General features: G+C 71.4%; 15 protein-coding genes. 9 read left to right on the top strand and 6 right to left on the bottom strand.

The window, feature by feature from the left end; all coding sequences use genetic code 11:
• Positions 1-48 precede the first annotated feature (48 nt).
• The 4 genes from VFF46_RS03275 to VFF46_RS03260 all read right to left on the bottom strand — a co-directional run bounded on the left by VFF46_RS03275 (position 49) and on the right by VFF46_RS03260 (position 3,567).
• Complete coding sequence (locus VFF46_RS03275; protein ID WP_325035494.1) at positions 49-726, bottom strand: FadR/GntR family transcriptional regulator; 678 nt, start codon at positions 724-726, stop codon at positions 49-51.
• A gap of 27 nt (positions 727-753) precedes the next feature.
• Complete coding sequence (locus tag VFF46_RS03270; protein WP_325035493.1) at positions 754-1,512, bottom strand: SDR family oxidoreductase; 759 nt, start codon at positions 1,510-1,512, stop codon at positions 754-756.
• The gene (locus tag VFF46_RS03265; protein ID WP_325035492.1) at positions 1,509-2,369 is read right to left on the bottom strand and encodes a fumarylacetoacetate hydrolase family protein; all 861 of its coding nucleotides are present in this window, start codon (positions 2,367-2,369) and stop codon (positions 1,509-1,511) included. Before VFF46_RS03265 ends, VFF46_RS03270 begins: the two co-directional genes overlap by 4 nt.
• 229 nt (positions 2,370-2,598) lie before the next feature.
• Positions 2,599-3,567, bottom strand: a complete 969-nt coding sequence (locus tag VFF46_RS03260) for an L-threonylcarbamoyladenylate synthase (RefSeq protein WP_325035491.1) — start codon at positions 3,565-3,567, stop codon at positions 2,599-2,601.
• A 48-nt stretch (positions 3,568-3,615) separates the two neighbouring features.
• On the opposite strand from VFF46_RS03260, the gene VFF46_RS03255 reads away from it, so the two are divergent.
• Positions 3,616-4,977: an MGH1-like glycoside hydrolase domain-containing protein gene (locus VFF46_RS03255; protein ID WP_325035490.1), complete on the top strand. Its 1,362-nt coding sequence runs from the start codon at positions 3,616-3,618 to the stop codon at positions 4,975-4,977.
• On the opposite strand, the gene VFF46_RS03250 is transcribed toward VFF46_RS03255, so the two are convergent.
• Positions 4,961-7,288: an alpha-L-rhamnosidase C-terminal domain-containing protein gene (locus tag VFF46_RS03250; RefSeq protein ID WP_325035489.1), complete on the bottom strand. Its 2,328-nt coding sequence runs from the start codon at positions 7,286-7,288 to the stop codon at positions 4,961-4,963. The two genes, VFF46_RS03255 and VFF46_RS03250, sit on opposite strands and share 17 nt — an antisense overlap.
• A gap of 40 nt (positions 7,289-7,328) precedes the next feature.
• Between VFF46_RS03250 and VFF46_RS03245 the strand changes: the two genes are divergently transcribed.
• Together VFF46_RS03245 and VFF46_RS03240 are read left to right on the top strand one after the other, a co-directional pair.
• The gene (locus VFF46_RS03245; RefSeq protein WP_325035488.1) at positions 7,329-8,090 is read left to right on the top strand and encodes an SDR family NAD(P)-dependent oxidoreductase; all 762 of its coding nucleotides are present in this window, start codon (positions 7,329-7,331) and stop codon (positions 8,088-8,090) included.
• The gene (locus VFF46_RS03240) at positions 8,087-9,334 is read left to right on the top strand and encodes a wax ester/triacylglycerol synthase domain-containing protein (protein WP_325035487.1); all 1,248 of its coding nucleotides are present in this window, start codon (positions 8,087-8,089) and stop codon (positions 9,332-9,334) included. The genes VFF46_RS03245 and VFF46_RS03240 overlap by 4 nt, the downstream gene beginning before the upstream one ends.
• Here VFF46_RS03240 and VFF46_RS03235 read toward each other — a convergent pair.
• Positions 9,290-10,477, bottom strand: a complete 1,188-nt coding sequence (locus VFF46_RS03235) for a helix-turn-helix domain-containing protein (RefSeq protein ID WP_325035486.1) — start codon at positions 10,475-10,477, stop codon at positions 9,290-9,292. The genes VFF46_RS03240 and VFF46_RS03235 overlap by 45 nt on opposite strands.
• Positions 10,478-10,577: 100 nt before the next feature.
• Between VFF46_RS03235 and hpnC the strand changes: the two genes are divergently transcribed.
• The 6 genes from hpnC to ispH are packed head-to-tail and all read left to right on the top strand — an operon-like array spanning position 10,578 to position 17,991.
• Entirely contained in the window at positions 10,578-11,408 is an 831-nt protein-coding gene (hpnC, locus tag VFF46_RS03230; protein ID WP_325035485.1) for a squalene synthase HpnC, read from the top strand.
• A complete protein-coding gene (gene hpnD, locus VFF46_RS03225) occupies positions 11,405-12,259 on the top strand; it encodes a presqualene diphosphate synthase HpnD (RefSeq protein ID WP_325035484.1) in 855 nt (284 codons plus the stop codon). Before hpnC ends, hpnD begins: the two co-directional genes overlap by 4 nt.
• Positions 12,256-13,596 carry a hydroxysqualene dehydroxylase HpnE gene (hpnE, locus tag VFF46_RS03220; RefSeq protein ID WP_325035483.1) on the top strand — a complete coding sequence of 447 codons (1,341 nt, stop codon included), beginning with the start codon at positions 12,256-12,258 and terminating at the stop codon, positions 13,594-13,596. The genes hpnD and hpnE overlap by 4 nt, the downstream gene beginning before the upstream one ends.
• Positions 13,593-14,633: a polyprenyl synthetase family protein gene (locus tag VFF46_RS03215; protein ID WP_325035482.1), complete on the top strand. Its 1,041-nt coding sequence runs from the start codon at positions 13,593-13,595 to the stop codon at positions 14,631-14,633. The genes hpnE and VFF46_RS03215 overlap by 4 nt, the downstream gene beginning before the upstream one ends.
• A complete protein-coding gene (gene shc, locus VFF46_RS03210) occupies positions 14,630-16,537 on the top strand; it encodes a squalene--hopene cyclase (protein ID WP_325035481.1) in 1,908 nt (635 codons plus the stop codon). Before VFF46_RS03215 ends, shc begins: the two co-directional genes overlap by 4 nt.
• On the top strand, positions 16,534-17,991 hold the full coding sequence (ispH, locus tag VFF46_RS03205; protein WP_325035480.1) for a 4-hydroxy-3-methylbut-2-enyl diphosphate reductase: 1,458 nt from the start codon (positions 16,534-16,536) through the stop codon (positions 17,989-17,991). The genes shc and ispH overlap by 4 nt, the downstream gene beginning before the upstream one ends.
• The last annotated feature ends 1 nt before the right edge of the window (position 17,992 follow it).

Raw genomic sequence — 17,992 nt, 5'->3', positions numbered from 1 at the left:
CGTGGTCGCCCTCGCGCAGGCAGCTCTCGGTGCCGGCGCGACCCGGTTCTAAGTGGCCAGGTTGCGGCGGATCCAGTTCTCGATGCCGGCGACGTGGGCGAGGGACAGTGCGGCGGCGACGCTCGGCTGTCGCTCGCCGATCGCCAGCGCGATCGCCCGGTGCTCGCGCTGGGTCTGCTCGAACGCGTCCTCCTGGGTGACGGCTCGCCACGCCCGCGCCTGATGGGTGCGGCCGGCGACGCTGTCGACGAGCGAGCAGAGCACCGGGTTGCTCGCGGCCGCCGCGATCCGGTGGTGGAACTCGAGGTCGTTCGCGACCAGGTCGGTGATCGGGCTGCTCGGCTCGACGGCCGCGGTCAGCGCCAGCAGCCCGGCCGCGTCGTCGTCGCTCATCAGCCGGGCCGCCTTCTCGGCCGCCATCGGCTCGAGCGCCCGGCGTACCTCGAACAGGTCGAGGATGCTGGAGTCCTGGTGGAAGTCGATGATGAAGCTCATCGTCTCCAGCAGCAGGTCGGGCGTCAGGCTGGTGACGTACGTGCCGTCACCCCGCCGGACGTCCAGGATCCGCAGCATCGACAGCACGCTGACCGCCTCCCGCAGCGGGCTCCGCGAGATGCCGAGCTGCTCCGCGAGGTCGGCCTCGCGGGGCAGCTTGTCACCGGGCTTCAGCCGGCCGTCGAGGATCATCGCCTTGATCTTCCCGATCGCGACGTCGGTCAGCGCCATGTGCCGCCTTTCAGTCTTCCTTGGGCCTCAGTCTTTCGGACGCAGCCGCAGCGTAGCCATCCCGCCGTCGACCGCCAGCGTGGTCCCCGCGGTCGAGCCGGACGTCGGCCCCGCGAGGTACACGATCGCGAGCGCCACCTCGTCGGCCTCGACCAGCCGGCCGTGCGGCTGGCGGGCGTCGAGCGCGGCGCGTTCGGCCACCGGGTCCGGCGCCGCGTCGAGCAGGCGCTGTACCCAGGGCGTCGCCGCCGTACCGGGGTTCACGCAGTTCACCCGGATACCTTCGCGGAGGTGGTCGGCGGCCATCGCCATGGTCAGCGACTGCACCGCGCCCTTCGTGGTCGAGTACAGCGCACGCTGCGGGATGCCCGTGGTCGCGGCGACCGAGGCGACGTTGACGACCGCGGCGGCCGGGGACTTCCGCAGGTACGGCAGGGCGGCGCGGGTGACCCGGACGGCGCCCATCACGTTCACGTCGAACACCTTGTGCCACTGGTCGTCCGGGTTGTCCTCGACCGTGCCCTGCGCACCGATGCCGGCGTTGTTGACCAGTACGTCGATCCGCCCGAACGCCTCCGCGACCTGCTGAACCGCGGCCCGCACGCTCTCGTCGTCGGTCACGTCCGCCCGGATCCCGAGGACGCCCTCGGGAGCGCCGGACGGGTCGAGGTCGAACGCCGCCACCCGCGCGCCGCGGGCGGTCAGTTCGCGGGCGGTCGCCGCGCCGATCCCGGAGCCGCCCCCGGTGACGATCGCGACGAGGCCGTCATACTCCGCGCCGCTCATCGTCCCGCCTCCCACGCGACGTACTCCTGGCGCTGCCGTCCGAGCCCGTCGATCTCCACCTCGACGACATCACCCGGCCGCACGTACGGGAACCGGCCGGACAGCGCGACACCTTCCGGCGTACCGGTCATGATCAGGTCACCCGGATCGAGCACCATGTACTGGCTGAGGTGGTGGATCACGGTCGCCACGTCGAAGATCTGGTCGGCCGTGCTGGAGTCCTGCCGCGGCTCGCCGTTCACGAAGCTGCGCAGCGTGAGCTTCTGGTGCTCGACCTCGTCCGGCGTGACCAGCCACGGGCCGACCGGGCTGAAGCCCGCGGCGATCTTGCCCTTGCTCCACTGGCCGCCGGACTGCTCGATCTGGAACGCCCGCTCGGACAGGTCGTTCGCGACCACGAAACCGGCCACGTGGTCGAGGCTCTCGGCGGGGGAGTCGAGGTACGACGCGCGCTTGCCGATCACGACGCCGAGCTCCACCTCCCAGTCGGTCTTCGTGCTGCCGCGTGGGATCGTCACCGAGTCGTTCGGGCCGGCCAGCGTGTTCGGCGCCTTGAAGAAGATCACCGGTGCCGACGGCGGCTCGGCGCCGGACTCGGCGGCGTGCGCGGCGTAGTTCATGCCGATGCAGACGATCGCGCCCGGGCGGCCGATCGGAGCGCCGATCCGCAGGCCGTCCGCGTTATCGACCAGCGGCAGTTCGCCGGCGGCCAGCGCGGTCGCGACCCGGTCCGGTCCGCCGGACTCCCAGAACCGCGCGTCGAGGTCCGCGGTGATGCCGGTGAGCTCCCGGACGCCGTCGTCGGTGCGGACGACCGGCACCTCCGCGCCGACCGGACCCAAGCGGGCGAACTTCATCGCGACTCCTTAGATGTTATCTTTGCCGGACTATTCTGGCCTTTTAAGCGAGTATCGGTAGCCTGGCACGCTAAAGATATGATGTCTAGCAGGCTGCCGCGATTGCCGTGCCGCACGCGTACCGAGCATCCCAACCGCTCGGGTTATCCACCGGCGTTCGGGGTTCTCTGCTGGTGTGCGAGTGAAGAACCCCCAAGGCGAATGGATAACCCGCTAACCACGCAAGGATTCAACCTGTGGTTGTGCGCGGGCCGGCGGCGCGGCGGAGGCGGTTGGCGATGGCGAGGCCGAGGCCTTCCTCCGGTGGGAGGGTGGCGAGGATGAGGTCGCAGCCCTGCTGGTCGAGGTCGCGGAGGTAGCCGAACAGGCCGCGCGCGTAGTCGGCGAGCGAGTCGGGGATGGTGACGACGGCATACGCCTTGATCGGGGCGTGGCCGGGTGGGAGCAGGACTCCGACCTTTTGGTCCGCGTGGCGCGCGACTTCGGCGGCGAGCTGATCGGGATCGACCAGTACGACGCGTGCTCGCGGGGCGTAGTGCGAGGGGTGCTGGCCCGGTACCCGGACGGTACTCGTGGACGGTACGGCGAGGGACCGGCCGAGGGCCGCTTCGAGGTCCTCGCGGGTCACGCCGCCGGGACGGAGAACGGTCGGGCTCGGGCCGGTGACATCCACGATGGTGGACTCGACGCCGACGCCGCACGGGCCGCCGTCCAGGACGAAGTCGACGTCGTCACCGAGCTCGAGGCGGACGTGCTCCGCAGTGGTCGGGCTGACGGAGCCGAAGCGGTTCGCCGACGGTGCGGCGACCGCGCCGCCGAATGCGGTCAGCAACTCCAGCGCGACCGGGTGATCCGGCACCCGGATCGCGACCGTCTCCAGCCCGCCGGTGGCCTCCAACGGCACCCGCCGGCCGCGCCGCAGTACGAGCGTCAGGGGACCGGGCCAGAACCGCTCGGCCAGTAGGCGCGCGGTGTCCGGTACGTCGTCGGCCCAGTCGTCGAGCTGTGCCGCGCTGCCGATGTGCACGATCAGCGGGTGCGAAGGCGGCCGGCCCTTGGTCTTGAAGATCCGGCCGACGGCCTGCGGGTCCTCGGCGTCGGCGGCCAGTCCGTACACGGTCTCGGTCGGGATCGCCACCAGGCCCCCGGCACGCAGTACCTCGACGGCCTTCTCGATCTCAGTGGTTCCTACCGGCACGCTGACCATGGTCTCACGGGTCGCGGCGCGTTCTGAAAGGGTGGGGGCATGACTGATCGCCCTGTGCTCGTGCCGCCCGCCGGATCGCGTGGCGAGGATCTCCAAGCCTGCTACGCCGCGGCGCTGCACAACCTGCTCGACGTGAACACGATCCAGGACGGGAGTACGGCGTACCTGCGGGCCGGCGGCGGGTACGCCGAGCCGTGGACGCGGGACGCCGCCATCAACACCTGGCATGCGGCGAGCCTGCTCTCGCCCGAGGTCGCCAAGCACACGCTGCTGAAGGTCTGCACCGACGGACTGATTGCCCAGGACAACCAGTGGTGGGACCAGATCATCTGGGTGATCGGCGCCTGGCACCATCAGCTGGTGACCGGTGACACCGCGTTCGCCGCGGAAGCGTTCCGGATCGGTGCCGCCTCGCTGGACATCCTCCGCCGGGATCGCTTCGACGCGTCGACCGGCCTGTACCGGGGGCCCGCGCTGATGCAGGACGGCATCGCCGGCTATCCGGAGCCGCCGTACCAGCCGGGGAACGAGTCGTCGTTCGTCCTCGACCACCCTGGAGCGGACGAGATCCGCTGCCTGTCGACGAACGCGGTGTACGCCGGCGCGCTCGGTTGCCTCGAGCAACTGGCGGCCGCAGCCGGTGCGGATCCGGCGCCGTACGCCGAGCAGCGCGCCGAACTCGTTGCCGCCGTCAACGAACACCTGTGGTCGGAGGAGACCGGGCAGTACGGGTACTTCCTCGGTCCGGACGGGCTCGATCTGCATCAGGAGACCGCCGGGCTCGCGCTCGCGGTGGAGTTCGGCATCGCCTCGCCGGAGGTTGTCGCGGGCATCCATCACGAGCCGTTCGGCGTGGTGAACGTGTGGCCGCCCTTCCCGCGGTTCGACGCCGCCCACCCGGGACGGCACAACGCGATCTGCTGGCCGATGGTGATGGGGCTGTGGGGGTACGCGGCAGCGAAGGCGCGGCAGGCGGCGGAGTTCGGCCGTACGGTCGACGACCTCGTCCGGCTGTTCCGGTCGAGCGGTGACGAGTTGTTCGAGCTCTACAATGTGACAACCGGCGAGGTCGACGGCGGCTGGCAGGTGGGGCGGCAGTGGGAGTCGCTGCCGCATCAGACCTGGTCCGCCACGGCTTTGCTGCGGCTGGTCCACGAAGGGTTGTTCGGGCTGGAGTTCGGTACGGACGGCATCACGTTCCGGCCGACGGTGCCTGCGTCGTACGCCGGTGAGTGGTCGCTGCGGTCACTCCGCTACCGGGCGGCGACGCTCGACGTGACCGTGCGGGGCGAAGGTACCGAGGTCCGGTCCGTCCGCCTCGATGGTCAGGACGCGCCGTACGTACCCGCCACGCTCACCGGTCACCATCAGGTAGAGGTCCTGGTCAGCTCGTCACGGTGATCTCGGGCGGTGCGGTCACCTCGGCCGGACCGCCCGCCACCGCGCGGACCTCGAGCGGGCCGTACGGCGTCGGTACGGACGCCTGCGCCCATTCGAGTCCGCCGAGTTGCGGTGCGACCGTGACGGCCGTCATCCCGGGAGCCGTCGGCCGGACGCCGAGGAGCGTCGCGACGTAGTGGTAGAGCGGATGCGCACCCCACGCGTGGCAGTCGCTTCGGGTCGGCTCGGGGTGCTCGATCACCGTCCGCAGGCCCTGATCCAGCAGCCCGTACCAGAGCCCGAGCCGGTCGAGCAGGACGTCGGTCCGCCCGATCCGGTGCAGCGCCTCGAACAGGTAGTGATCGAAGTACACCGTGGTCCGCGCCAGCCCCGGCGGCGGGTCCTGGAGCATCGTCCGGACGGCCGTCTCGCCGTACTTCGCTCCCGCGAGCAGGGCCAGCGATTGCGCGTGCTCGCTGAAGGCGGTATGCGCGAGGTCGTCGGCGTACAGGCCGCGGTCGGCGTCGTAGAAGGCCTCGTCGGCGGCATCGAGGAGACGGTCGGCCAGCTGTGTGTACTGGTCGGATGTACCGCCCAGCCAGGTCTCCAGCTGGGCGGCCTGGCGCGCGACCAGGGCCGGTTGTAGATGCAGCACCGCGGACACGCCATGGCTGGGTCCGGGCCAGTCCGCGTGTACTTCGCCGTCCTGGACGATCCCGGGCGGGCAGCCGGCTTCCCAGCCCGGCACCCAGTCGGTGAAGTTCCAGCCGTGCACGGCGTGGAAGATCCCGCGGTCGTCGACGGTACGGCGGTGTGCGTCGAGGGCGGCGCGGACGCCGGGCATCAGCTCGGCGACGAAGGCGAGATCGCCGCGCCACAAGGCGAAGTCGTGCACCATCGCGACCCACCACAGCGTGAACGGCGGGATCGGGGAGGACTGCCGGGACGGGGTGCGGGACAGCACCAACCCGTCGTCCTGCTGGCTGTGGGCGAAGGCGCGGAGTGCCTGGCGGGCGAGGGCGTCGTCGCCGGTGGTCGCGTACGCGATCAGGCATTGCAAGCGGGTGTCACCGGCGTACTGGAGCTGCTCGTAGTACGGGCAGTCCATCGTGGTTTCGTGGCTGCACGCCTGGAGTGTGCGGAACGCGAGTGCGCCGACCCGGGCGAGGCGTGGGTCGCTGGCGGTGAAGCGGCTGCGGTCTTCGTACGGATAGTGGGTCTCGCGGAAGCGCAGCCCGGTGATGGTCAGCGGTTCGGTCGTGGTCGTGACGAGGACCTCGACGTACCGGCCGGACTGCCACCACAAGGTGCTGTGCTGTTCGTGGCCGCCGCCGGCGATGAAGAGGTCGCCGATGCCGTCCTCGTCGAGTCCGGGGCGGCCGAAAAGCTTGCCTTCGACAACATCGCGATGTCCCTTGCCTGCTTGGGGATTCCTCTCGTAGAGGGACTCCTGCCAGAGCAGGCGTACTTCGGCGTCGCGCCCGCCGTCGAGATCGAGGACGGGATACGCGCAGACGTACTGGTCGAGGTCGATCAGCACCCGGCGACACATCCGCGGCGGCAGCACGAGCGCCGTACCGTCGAGCAACCGCTGCCAGTCGCGAGCCTCATCCTCCAGGTGGTCGGCCGGATCCACCACCCGCTGCCGAGTCGGCTCGCCGACCGGATGCTCCGCGACATGTCGTACACGCCCACCCCCAAACCACCGCTGCACGGGCGCAGGCAACCGAGCAGGCACCAGCACCCGATTCGACCGGCACGCCTCGGCAGGCGTGGCGTCGGGCCAGTCGCCGGTCTGCCAGCCCCACGGGTACGCGCGACCGTCGCTGACGTGCCGTGCTCCGCACCCGTACCCGGCGCCCTTGGGACGCAGGCCGTGCCCAGGCAGCACGGCAGCCTGCCAATCCGCCGAACCGGTGTCGAGGTCGAGCCCGGACGCCTCGGCCGCAAGGAAGAAGGTCGGCCCGTCACCGGCGCTCAGTTGAGCCAAGGGTGCATCGTCGCCGAGGCTCCACACCCGCGCCGCCAGCCAGTGACCTCCGGCCGGCAACTGCAGGCGGTAGCTCTCGTACGCCCAGTGCGCGACATCACCCCGCGACGGCCCACGTCCGACGAGCTCCCCGTCGACCCACAGCTCGTACCGCTCGTCGGCGGAGACGTGCACCACGACCTCGGCGGCCTCCGCGGACTCGACCCGCAGGCGGAAGCCGACGACCGCAGGTCGCCCCGCTCGAGCGCTGGGGTCAGCCCCGGTCTCCGCGTGAATCCAGCGGGCCGCCCACTCGGTCGGGCCTTCGTCGAGCTGCAGCTGCTGGACCTCAGGTATCGGCATCGTCCAATGGTGACAGGTAGCCTCAGCGAGAGGAGGTGCGATGCGACTGGACGGCAAGGTCGCGTTGGTGACCGGAGGCTCGGCGGGGATCGGCGCGGCGGTGGCCGATCACCTGGCAGCCGCCGGGGCACACGTCGTCGTGCACGGCCGCGACGAAGAACGCTGCGCCGCGGTGGCCCGGCGCGCCGGCGGCACCGTCGTACTCGGAGACCTGGCCACCCCCGGCGCGGCAGCGGTCCTCGCGGACGCCGCGCTCGCCGTTCACGGGCGGATCGACGTACTGGTCGCGAACGCCGGCGTCGGCTGGTCCGGCCCGTTCCGCGACCTGAGAGCCGACGAGCTCGACCGCCTGGTCACGCTCGACCTGCTCGCGCCGCTGCACCTGGTTCGTTGCCTGCTGCCCCCGATGCTCGACCGCCGCGACGGTCACCTCGCCCTCGTCGGATCGGTCGCCGGCCGTACGGCGGTCGCCGGCGAGGCCGTCTACGCCGCCACCAAGGCCGCGCTCGACATCTTCGCGGAGAGCCTTCGCCTGGAACTTCGTGATACAGGTGTCAGTATGAGCCTTACCGTCCCCGGCGTCGTGGACACCGGGTTCTTCGCCGCACGTGGCCGTCCGTACGACCGGAAACGCCCGAAGCCGGTGCCCGCCGCGGTGGTCGCGCGGGCGCTGGTCGATGGCATCGCCAACGACCGCGCCGAGACCTGGGTGCCGAGCTGGCTGCGCGTCGCACCCGCGGTCCGCGCGCTGGCTCCCGGCCTCTACCGGCGGCTGTCCGCACGGTTCGGTGAGCGCGTGTGAAGGGCGTCGTCGTACCGTCGGCGGACGCGTTCTTCCTGCACGTCGAAGGCACCGGCGCGGCACAGCACGTCGGCGGTGTCGTCGTCCTTGAGCCGAGTGATCGGCGCCCGTCGATCGACGAGGTACGCAGGCTGGTCGCGGGCGGATTCGCCCGGTTGCCGAGGATGCACCAGCGGCTCGGGCCGACGTCACGGTGGCGCCGGCCGCGCTGGATCGAGGTCGAGCACGTCGACCTGGACTGGCACGTCAGCGAGTACCGGTCGCCGGACGGCTGGGCCGGGCTGCTGCGTTTCATCGGCGAGCTCGCGGAGCAGCCGATGACTCGCGACCGTCCACTGTGGCGGATCGTGCTGGTCCGCGACGTCGGCCCGGGTGGTGCGGACGCGCTCGTCGTACTGCTGCACCATTCGATTGCCGACGGCATCGGTGCGGTCATGCACACGTTCAGCCTGTTCGAGCCCCAACCCGTACTACCGGTACCGGTAGGTCCGATGCCAGGCCGGTTCGCGCGGGCGGCGGCGGTCGCCATGGGCCTCGCCGAGCTCGCGACCGACGGCGTCGCGGGGCCGTTGCCACCCGGTTCGTTGCGCCGCGAGTTCGGCGTCGCCGAGGTCGAGCTGGACGTCGTACGGCGGGTCGCCGCGGCCCGCGGGGTCCGCGTGACCGACCTGCTGATCGCCCTGCTCGCCGACGGGGTGTACGCCGTGTCGACAGGGCTCCCGTCAACGATGAGGTTCTCGGTGTCGACGGTGGTGCGGACACCGGGCAGCGCGGTCGAGGGCAACGCGATCGGCGCGACCATGGTCCGGGTGCCGGTCGACGGCCGCCCGTTCGACGAGCTGCTGGCCGAGGTCGCCGCCCGGAACGAACGGCTCCGCCGCTCGACACGAGCGCTGGCCGCCCGGTTCGTGATGGCGACCGGCCTCCGGGTGGTCCCGGAGCCGGCCGTCCGCTGGTTCGCGCAGACCGTGTACGGGCCGCGGTTCCTGCACGCCGTGGTGTCGAACATGCCCGGTCCCTCGGAGCCGATGACCTTCGCCGGCGTGCCGCACCACCGGGTGTACCCGATCCTGCCGCTGGCGCCCGGCTCGCCGCTGTCCGTGGGGGCCTTGAGCTGGGGCGGTGTGCTCGGGATCGGGCTCGCGACCGACCCCGAGCTGATCGACGCCGCCGCGCTGGCCGGCCACGTGAACCGCGCGCTACGGGCCGGGCCACTCGAGGGCGAGGAAGAGGCGAGCGCGTGAGTCGGGGTCGTCCAGGCGGTCGCCGTACAGGGTCCTGAGGCGGGCCATCCGGTAGCGCACGGTCTGCGGGTGGATGTTGAGCTCGTGGGCGATCGCCTGCCGGTCGCCGAAATGCCGCAGCCAGCTGGCCAGGGTCTCGGCGAGCCGTTCCCGGGCGGCCGCCGTCTCGCCGTCGAGCGGGGCGAGCATCTCGTCGCGGAGCGCGGCGACCAGTGCCTCGTCGCGCCACACGATCAGCGCGTCCAGGTGCTCGTCGGCGAACACCGGGTCGTCGGTCAGTACGCCGGTACTCCGCAGCCGGACCGCGATCCGGGCGATCTCCAGGCTGCGCGGCAGCTGCGCCAGCGCGACCGCGTTGCCGACCACCGCGCCCATCCCGGCGAGCTCCCGGCCGAGCTGCAGGCGGCGCCCCGGACCCGACGGTTCCGGAACGATGGCGCCGACCACGAGGCCGTTGCGCCGGATCGGCAGGGCGCCGGGCTCGAGCCGCGCGACCAGCGTGCTCGCGGCGTGGTGGTCGCCGCTGTAGATGACGACCGCGGCGGTGTCCGGGATCCGCCAGGCCGCCTGCGCGGCCACGGTCCGGATCGCCTCGGTGCTGGCCCGCCCGGCGAGCAGCAGATTCGCGAGCTCCTCGCGGCGGCGCTCGCGGGCCACCGCGTCGTCGATCTGCTCCTGCAGGTACCCGTTCGCGGCCGAGAACGAGAGCTGGTTGACGAAGACGAACACCGAGTCCGCCAGCGCGGCCAGGTTGTCCGGCGCGAACTCCAGCTGGAGCGCGGTCGCCGCGACGTGCCGCCAGGCGACCCGGGCACCGAGCTGGAAGGCGGTCAGCAGCCGGGTCAGGTCGTTCCCCTCCCGCAGCTGGCGGCGCCCGATCTCCTCGAACACCGGGCGGACCCCGGCGTCGGCGTGCTCGAACGTGGTCTGCCCGGGACTGCCCAGATTCTCGAGTGACATGTCGAGCAGCCGGTGCACGAACAGCTCGGCGGGCCCGAGGACGGCGTCCCGCTGGGTGTCCAGGAAGTCGGCGTAGTCCGGCCAGTGCTCGGCCAGCCGGTCACGGACCTCGGCGAGCAGATCCGGCAGGTCGGCGAGCAGAGCCTTCTCCAGGCCGGCGCGATCGAAGGTGGCGATGGTCATGTGCCCTCCGGCGCAACTGTAACGCGGTGACAACTTCCGGCCGCGGAAATGTTCTCGACCGAGGCAGAATTGGCATCGAAGCGCTTTCGATGATGGAAGCGTGCACCCAGACGGTCTGCAGAGCGAACTCGGCAGGAGGGAACACGGGGAGAACTTCCCTGTTGCGTTGAAAGTCCTCCCCGGCGCCCCGCGGGAAGGGCTGCATGCCGTCTACGCCTACGCGCGGACGGTCGACGAGCTGGGCGACAGCCATCCGGGCGACCGTACGGCGGCCCTGCTCGCCTTCGCGGACGACCTGGACCGGCTGTGGTCCGGCCGGCAGCCGGTGCATCCGGTCCTGCGCCGGCTGCTTCCGGTCGTGCGTGCCCACGACCTCCCGGCGGATCCGTTCCACCGGCTGATCCAGGCCAACCTGCAGGACCAGACAGTCACGCGCTACCAGTCGTTCGACGACCTCCTCGGCTACTGCCGGCTGTCCGCCGATCCGGTCGGCCGGCTGGTGCTGGGTGTCTTCGACGTCAACGATCCCGAGACCGAGCGACTGTCGGACCTCGTGTGTACGGCGCTGCAGCTGGTCGAGCACTGGCAGGACGTGGGGGAGGATCGCCGGGCCGGGCGGGTCTACCTGCCGCAGGAGGACCTGACGACGTACGGCGTCCCCGAAACTGATCTCGACGCGTCCGAGGCGTCCGAGGCTCTGCGTCAGCTGATGAGCTTCGAGACCGAGCGGGCTGCCCGGCTTCTCGGGGACGGAGCCGGGATCGTCCGGCGGCTGCACGGCTGGGCGCGCGTGTCGGTGGCCGGGTTCGTGGCCGGTGGACAGGCGACGGTCCGGGCGTTGCGTCGTACCGGCGGTGATGTCCTGGCACACGAAGCACGGCCGTCGAAGGCGGACACGATCCGGCTGCTGGTGAAGGCGGTGGCGCGATGACGGTCGCCGACGCGTACACCGCCTGCCTCGACATCACGAAGTCGGAGGCGCGCAACTTCTACTACGGGATCCGGCTGCTGCCGACGCCGAAACGCAACGCGCTGTCGGCTCTGTACGCACTGGCCCGGCGGATCGACGACATCGGCGACGGCGACCTGCCGTTGGCGGATAAGCGAACCGCGCTGGCCACGGTCCGCAAGGATCTCGGGCGGATCGACGACCTGAACGATCCGGTGTACGTCGCGGTCGCCGACGCGGCCCGCCGGTACCCGGTCCCGCTCGGCGCCTTCGAGGAACTCGTCGACGGGGTCGAGACGGACCTGGGCGACGTACGGATCGCCGACTTCGACGAGCTGGTCGTGTACTGCCGCCGCGTGGCCGGGTCGGTCGGGCGGCTGTGCCTGTCGATCTTCGGTACCGCGGACGCGGACTTCGAGATGCTCTCGCAGTACGCCGACCAGCTCGGCATTGCGCTGCAGCAGACGAACATCCTGCGCGACATCCGGGAGGACTTCGGCAACGGGCGGATCTACCTTCCGGCGGACGAGCTGGAGCGGTTCGGCGCGCGGATCGCGCTCGACGAGCACGGCGTACTCGAAGACCCGCAGGGACGGCTGGCCGGATACATCCGGTACGCCGCGGGCCGGGCGCAGGACTGGTACTCGCTCGGCTGGCGGTTGCTGCCGTACCTGGACCGGCGCAGCGGTGCGTCGTGCCGCGCGATGTCGGGGATCTACCACCACCTGCTCCGCCGGATCGGCGCGAACCCTGTGCTCGTGTACGACCGGCGGCTGTCGCTGTCGACGGCGGAGAAGGCGCAAGTGGCACTCGCATCGTTGGTGCGGTCATGAGGCGGGTGGCGGTCGTCGGCGGCGGCCTGGCCGGGATCACCGCGGCGCTGAAGCTGGCCGACGCGGGGTGTTCGGTCGTGGTGCTGGAGGGACGGCCGAAGCTTGGCGGGCTGACGCATTCGTTCGAGCGGAACGGGAGGTGGATCGACAACGGGCAGCACGTGTTCCTCCGGTGCTGTACGTCGTACCTGAGGCTGCTCGATCGCCTAGGAGTGCGGGACCAGGTGCACCTGCAGCGGCGGCTCGACGTACCGGTGCGGAGCGGGCGGCACGCCGGGGTCGGGAGGATCCGGCGGAACGGGATGCCGGCGCCGCTGCACCTCGGGCCCGCGTTGCTGTCGTACCGCTGGCTGACTGTCGCGGAACGGCTTGCGGCCGTGCGTGCGGCGCTGGCGATGGGCCGGGTGGACCGTACTGCCGCGGCGACCGACGCGCAGTCCTTCGGGGACTGGCTGGCGGCGCACGGGCAGGATGCGCGGGCAGTGGAGGCGTTGTGGGAGCTGATCGGGATCGCGACGCTCAACGCCCGGGCCGATGACGCGTCGCTGGCCGTTGCGGCGACGGTGTTCCAGCTCGGACTGCTCGAACGCAGCGACGCCGCGGACATCGGTTGGTCGGCCGTGCCTTTGCAGCAGTTGCACGGCGACGCCGCCGCGCGTGCGTTGACGGCGGCCGGTGCCGCGGTGCGGTTGCGCGCGCGGGTCCGGGCGCTGGACGAGAAGGACACTGGATGGGCGATCGAGGGGGAGACGTACGACGACGTCGTACTCGCCGTGCCGCCGGCCGACGCGGCCGGGCTGCTGCCGGACGGGGCGGTCGACCTGCCCGCGGGGTGGGCGGCGGCCCTCGGTAGCTCGCCGATCGTCAATGCGCATGTGGTGTTCGACCGGGTGGTACTGGACGAGCCGTTCGTCGCCGGGGTGGACAGCCCGCTGCAGTGGGTGTTCGACCGCGGCACCGAACCGGACGGCCAGTACCTCGCGGTCTCGCTGTCCGCGGCCGACACACTGGTCGACGTGCCGGTCGCGGACCTCCGCGAAGTGTTGGTACCCGCTCTCCGGCAGTTGCTTCCCGCGGCTGCCGACGCGCGTGTGAAGGAGTTCTTCGTGACCCGAGAACGCAATGCCACCTTCCGGCCGGCGCCAGGATCCGGCCGGCTCCGTCCCGGCGCGACCACCCACCGCGCCGGCCTGCACCTGGCCGGTGCCTGGACCGCGACCGGCTGGCCCGCCACGATGGAGGGCGCGGTCCGCAGCGGCGAGGCGGCGGCCGCCTCGGTGCTGAGCCCCTCGGTGCCGAGCGCCGCGGCCGTACCGGTTCCGGACGCCGCCTCATGACCGCCGTCGAACCGATGCCGTCGGCAACCAAGGCACCGGAGCTGCTGGCCCGCGGGCGCGACCTGGTCGAGCCGTCGTTGCGGACGGCCCTCGACCGCCTGGACGACCACACCCGGCTGATCGCGTCGTACCACTTCGGCTGGTGCGACGCGGACGGCCGGCCGATGACCGCCAGCTCCGGCAAGGCGATCCGCCCGGGGCTGACGCTGCTGGTCGCCGAGGCGGTCTGCGGTACGCCGGAACCGGGGATCCCCGGCGGCGTCGCGGTCGAGCTGATCCACAACTTCTCGCTGATCCACGACGACCTGATGGACCGCGACACCCGGCGCCGGCACCGCCGTACCGTGTGGTCGATCTGGGGCGACGCGACCGCGGTCCTGGTCGGGGACGCGCTGGCCTGTCTCGCCGACGAGGTGCTGGGCGAGTGCGACTCGCCGTACGCCGCCCGTGCCGCGCACGCGCTGGCGGTCGCGACCCGGGAGCTGATCCGCGGCCAGGTGCTCGACCTGGCGTTCGAGCAGCGCGACGACGTCGGGATGGACGAGTGCGTCGACATGGCCGTCGGCAAGACCGGATCGTTGCTCGGGGCATCGGCCGAGCTCGGCGCGATCCTGGCCGGCGCCACCCCGGCGGTCTGCGAGGAGTTCCGGAGCTACGGACGTGAGCTGGGCGTGGCGTTCCAGCTCGTCGACGACCTGCTCGGGATCTGGGGTGAGCCGGAGAAGACCGGCAAACCGGTGTTCTCGGACCTGCGGGCGCACAAGAAGACGCTGCCGGTGGTGTGGTCCCTGGAGTACGGCGGGACGTACGGGCAGGAGCTGGCCGACTGGCTCGCGAGGCCTGGCGTACCGTCCGAGGAGGACGTCCAGCGGGCCGCCGTACTGGTCGAACGCGCCGGCGGTCGTGAATGGGCGGTCGCCGAGGCCGGGGAGCGGGTACGGAGGGCTGGTCGGGCCTTGTACATGGCGGGTGTGGACCCGGCCGGACGTGCGCAGTTCGACGAGCTGTCGCGGTTCGTCGCGGAGCGTCAGCTGTGACGGCCGAGCGGCTGGAGGCGCGCACCGATGCCGACGTCCAGGAGTGCCTGGACTCGGCGGTGGCGTACCTGCGGTCGCTGCAGCACGAGGACGGATGGTGGAAGGGTGACCTGGCAACCAACGTGACGATGGACGCCGAGGACCTGATGCTGCGGCACTTCCTCGGGGTCGCGACGGCGCAGACCGATGCGGAGACGGCGCGGTGGATCCGGTCGCAGCAGCGGGCCGACGGTACCTGGGCGACGTTCCCGGGTGGGCCCGGTGATCTGTCGACGACGGTCGAGTCGTGGGTCGCGTTGCGGATGGCCGGTGACGATCCGGCGGCCGCGCATCTGGCCGGCGCCGCGGAGTTCATTCGGTCTGCCGGTGGTGTCGAGAAAGCGCGGGTGTTCACGCATATCTGGCTTGCGTTGTTCGGGTTGTGGTCCTGGGACGACTGCCCGGATCTTCCGCCTGAGCTGATCTTTCTGCCGAGTTGGGCGCCGTTGAACGTTTACAACTGGGCCTGCTGGGCGCGGCAGACGATCGTGCCGTTGACGATCGTGAGCGCGCATCGGCCGGTGCATCCCGTTGAGTTCACCGTTGACGAGCTGAGGGTGGGGACGCCGGCGGTGGCGCGCGGGCCGCTGTGGCGGCTCGACGGGGCGTTTCAGTGGCTGGACGTCGTACTGAATACGTATACACGCTGGGGACCGCGCGGGCCGTTGAAGTGGCTGCGGCGGTTGGCGATGCGGCGTGCTTCCGAGTGGATCGTGGCGCGGCAGGAGGCCGACGGCGGGTGGGGCGGTATCCAGCCGCCGTGGGTGTACTCGCTGATCGCGCTGCGGGTGATGGGGTACCCGATCGATCATCCGGTGCTGGCGGCCGGGCTGCGCGGGCTCGACGGGTTCACGGTGCACGCGGAGACCGCCGACGGACCGGCGCGGTGGCTCGAGGCGTGTCAGTCGCCGGTGTGGGACACCGGGCTGGCGGTGGCGGCGCTGCTCGACGCCGGGGTGGATCCCGCCGACGAAACGGTGCTCAAGGCAACGGATTGGCTGCTGGCCGAGCAGATCGACGCGCCGGGCGACTGGCAGGTGCGGCGGCCGGGGCTGGTCAGTGGGGGATGGGCGTTCGAGTTCGCGAACGACGGGTATCCCGACACCGACGACACGGCCGAGATCGTGCTCGCGTTGCGGCGCGTCGTACATCCGGAGCCCGAGCGGTTGCGGGCGGCGCTGGACGACGCGGTGACGTGGACGACGGGGATGCAGTCGGCTGATGGCGGGTGGGGTGCGTTCGACGCGGACAACACGGACACGACGGCGTTGAAGCTGCCGTTCTGCGACTTCGGTGCGGTGATCGACCCGCCGTCGGCCGACGTCACCGCGCACGTGGTCGAGATGCTCGCCGCGGAAGGCCTCACCGATTCCGGCGAGTGCCGCCGCGGGGTGCGGTGGTTGCTCGCCGCGCAGGAGGACGACGGCTCGTGGTTCGGTCGTTGGGGGACGAACCACGTGTACGGCACGGGGGCCGTCGTCCCGGCGCTGATCGCCGTCGGCATGAGCCCCGGCGATCCGGTCGTCCGGCGGGCCGTGCACTGGCTGGAAACCCACCAGAACCCCGACGGCGGCTGGGGCGAAGACCTCCGCTCGTACACCGATCCCACGTGGAGAGGCCGCGGCGACTCCACCCCCTCCCAAACCGCCTGGGCCCTACTCGCCCTCCTGGCCGCCGATCCTCGGGGTGAGGCTGTTCAGCGGGGGCTTGCGTATCTGGTCGACACCCAGCGCGCGGACGGCGGCTGGGACGAACACCGCTACACCGGCACCGGTTTCCCCGGCGACTTCTACATCGGCTACCACCTGTACCGCCTGGTCTTCCCGATCTGGGCCCTCGGCCGCTACCTGAGGAGCCCCCGATGACCGCCACCGTCTGCACCCCCCTGTACGCCGAATGGCTGGCCCTCCACCCCACCCACCCCGTCCACACCGGCCGCTCCCGCGGAACCCCGCACGAGGGCCCGGTCCTCGTCGCGGGAGTAGCCGGCGCCCTGGTCGAGGGAATCGCGGCAGGCGACCTCGTAGTCGCGACCGAAGTCGAAGACGTGCGTCGGGGCCGAGCTGTGCCTTGTGATGCGGCTGCGTTTGTCGTGGGGGAGTTGCGACGGCTTGGATTCACCGTGCACGCGGGACCGGTCGTGACGACCGATCATGTCGTGGACTCGGCCGCGGAGCGGGCGGTGTTGGCGGCGTGTGGGGCGGTTGCCGTTGATACCGAGTCGGCATTGCTGGCGGGGGATGACGGGCGGACCGTCGTGGTACGGGCGATTGTCGACACGCCTGACCTCCCGCTGCGGCGGGTCGGGATGCCGTGGCGTGGTGCGCGGGCGCTGCGTGAGCTGCGGCGTACGGCACCCGTGATCAACGCGTGGAGAGCCGCCACCGGCGAGCGGGAAGTGCTGCTGGCGGCGCCGCGCTCGTTCTGTGCCGGGGTGGAGCGGGCGATCGAGACGGTCGAGCGGGCGCTGGAGCGGTTCGGCGCGCCGGTGTACGTCCGTCGTCAGATTGTCCACAATCGACACGTCGTCGACGACCTCGAGCAACGCGGCGCGATCTTCGTCGAAGAGGTCGACGCGGTCCCCGAGGGCGCCGTACTCGTGCTCGCCGCCCACGGCGTCGCGCCGACAGTCCGCGTACAGGCAGCCGAGCGCCACCTCCAAGTCATCGACGCCACCTGCCCGCTGGTCGCCAAGGTCCACCAGGAGGTACGCCGGTACGCCGCCAACGACAACACCGTCGTACTCATCGGCCACGCGGACCACGAAGAGGTCGTCGGCACCACCGGCGAGGCCCCGGATCACGTACGAGTCGTCTCCACCCCCGCCGAGGCCGAGGCGATCCAGGTACCGGACCCGGCGCGCGTCGCCTACGCAATGCAGACCACCCTCGCCGTCGAGGAGGCCTCCGAAACCGCGGCCGTCCTCCGCCAACGGTTCCCGACGCTCAAGGGCCCCCGCACCGACGACATCTGCTACGCGACCAGCAACCGCCAGGCGGGCGTCCGCGCGATCGCCCGCCGCTCCGGCCTGGTGATCGTCGTCGGATCCCAGAACTCCTCCAACTCGCACCGCCTCGTCGAGGTCGCCGAGGCCGCGGGTACTCCCGCCGTACTCGTCGACGACGCCGGCGACCTGCCCCTGGACCGGCTGGCCGGCGCCACCAGGGTCGGCATCACCGCGGGCGCGTCCGCCCCGCCGGCTCTCGTCGACGAACTCGTCAACTGCCTGTCCGGACTCGGCCCGATCACGGTGACCGAGACCGGCGAACCGGCCGAGGACGTCCGGTTCGTGCTACCGAAAGAGGTGACCCGGCCGTGAG

Origin of the sequence: Kribbella sp., assembly GCF_035655035.1 — a bacterium.
Classification (GTDB): domain Bacteria; phylum Actinomycetota; class Actinomycetes; order Propionibacteriales; family Kribbellaceae; genus Kribbella.
Note: the sequence above shows the minus strand (reverse complement) of the source record. Positions and strands in the feature narration are given on the sequence as shown.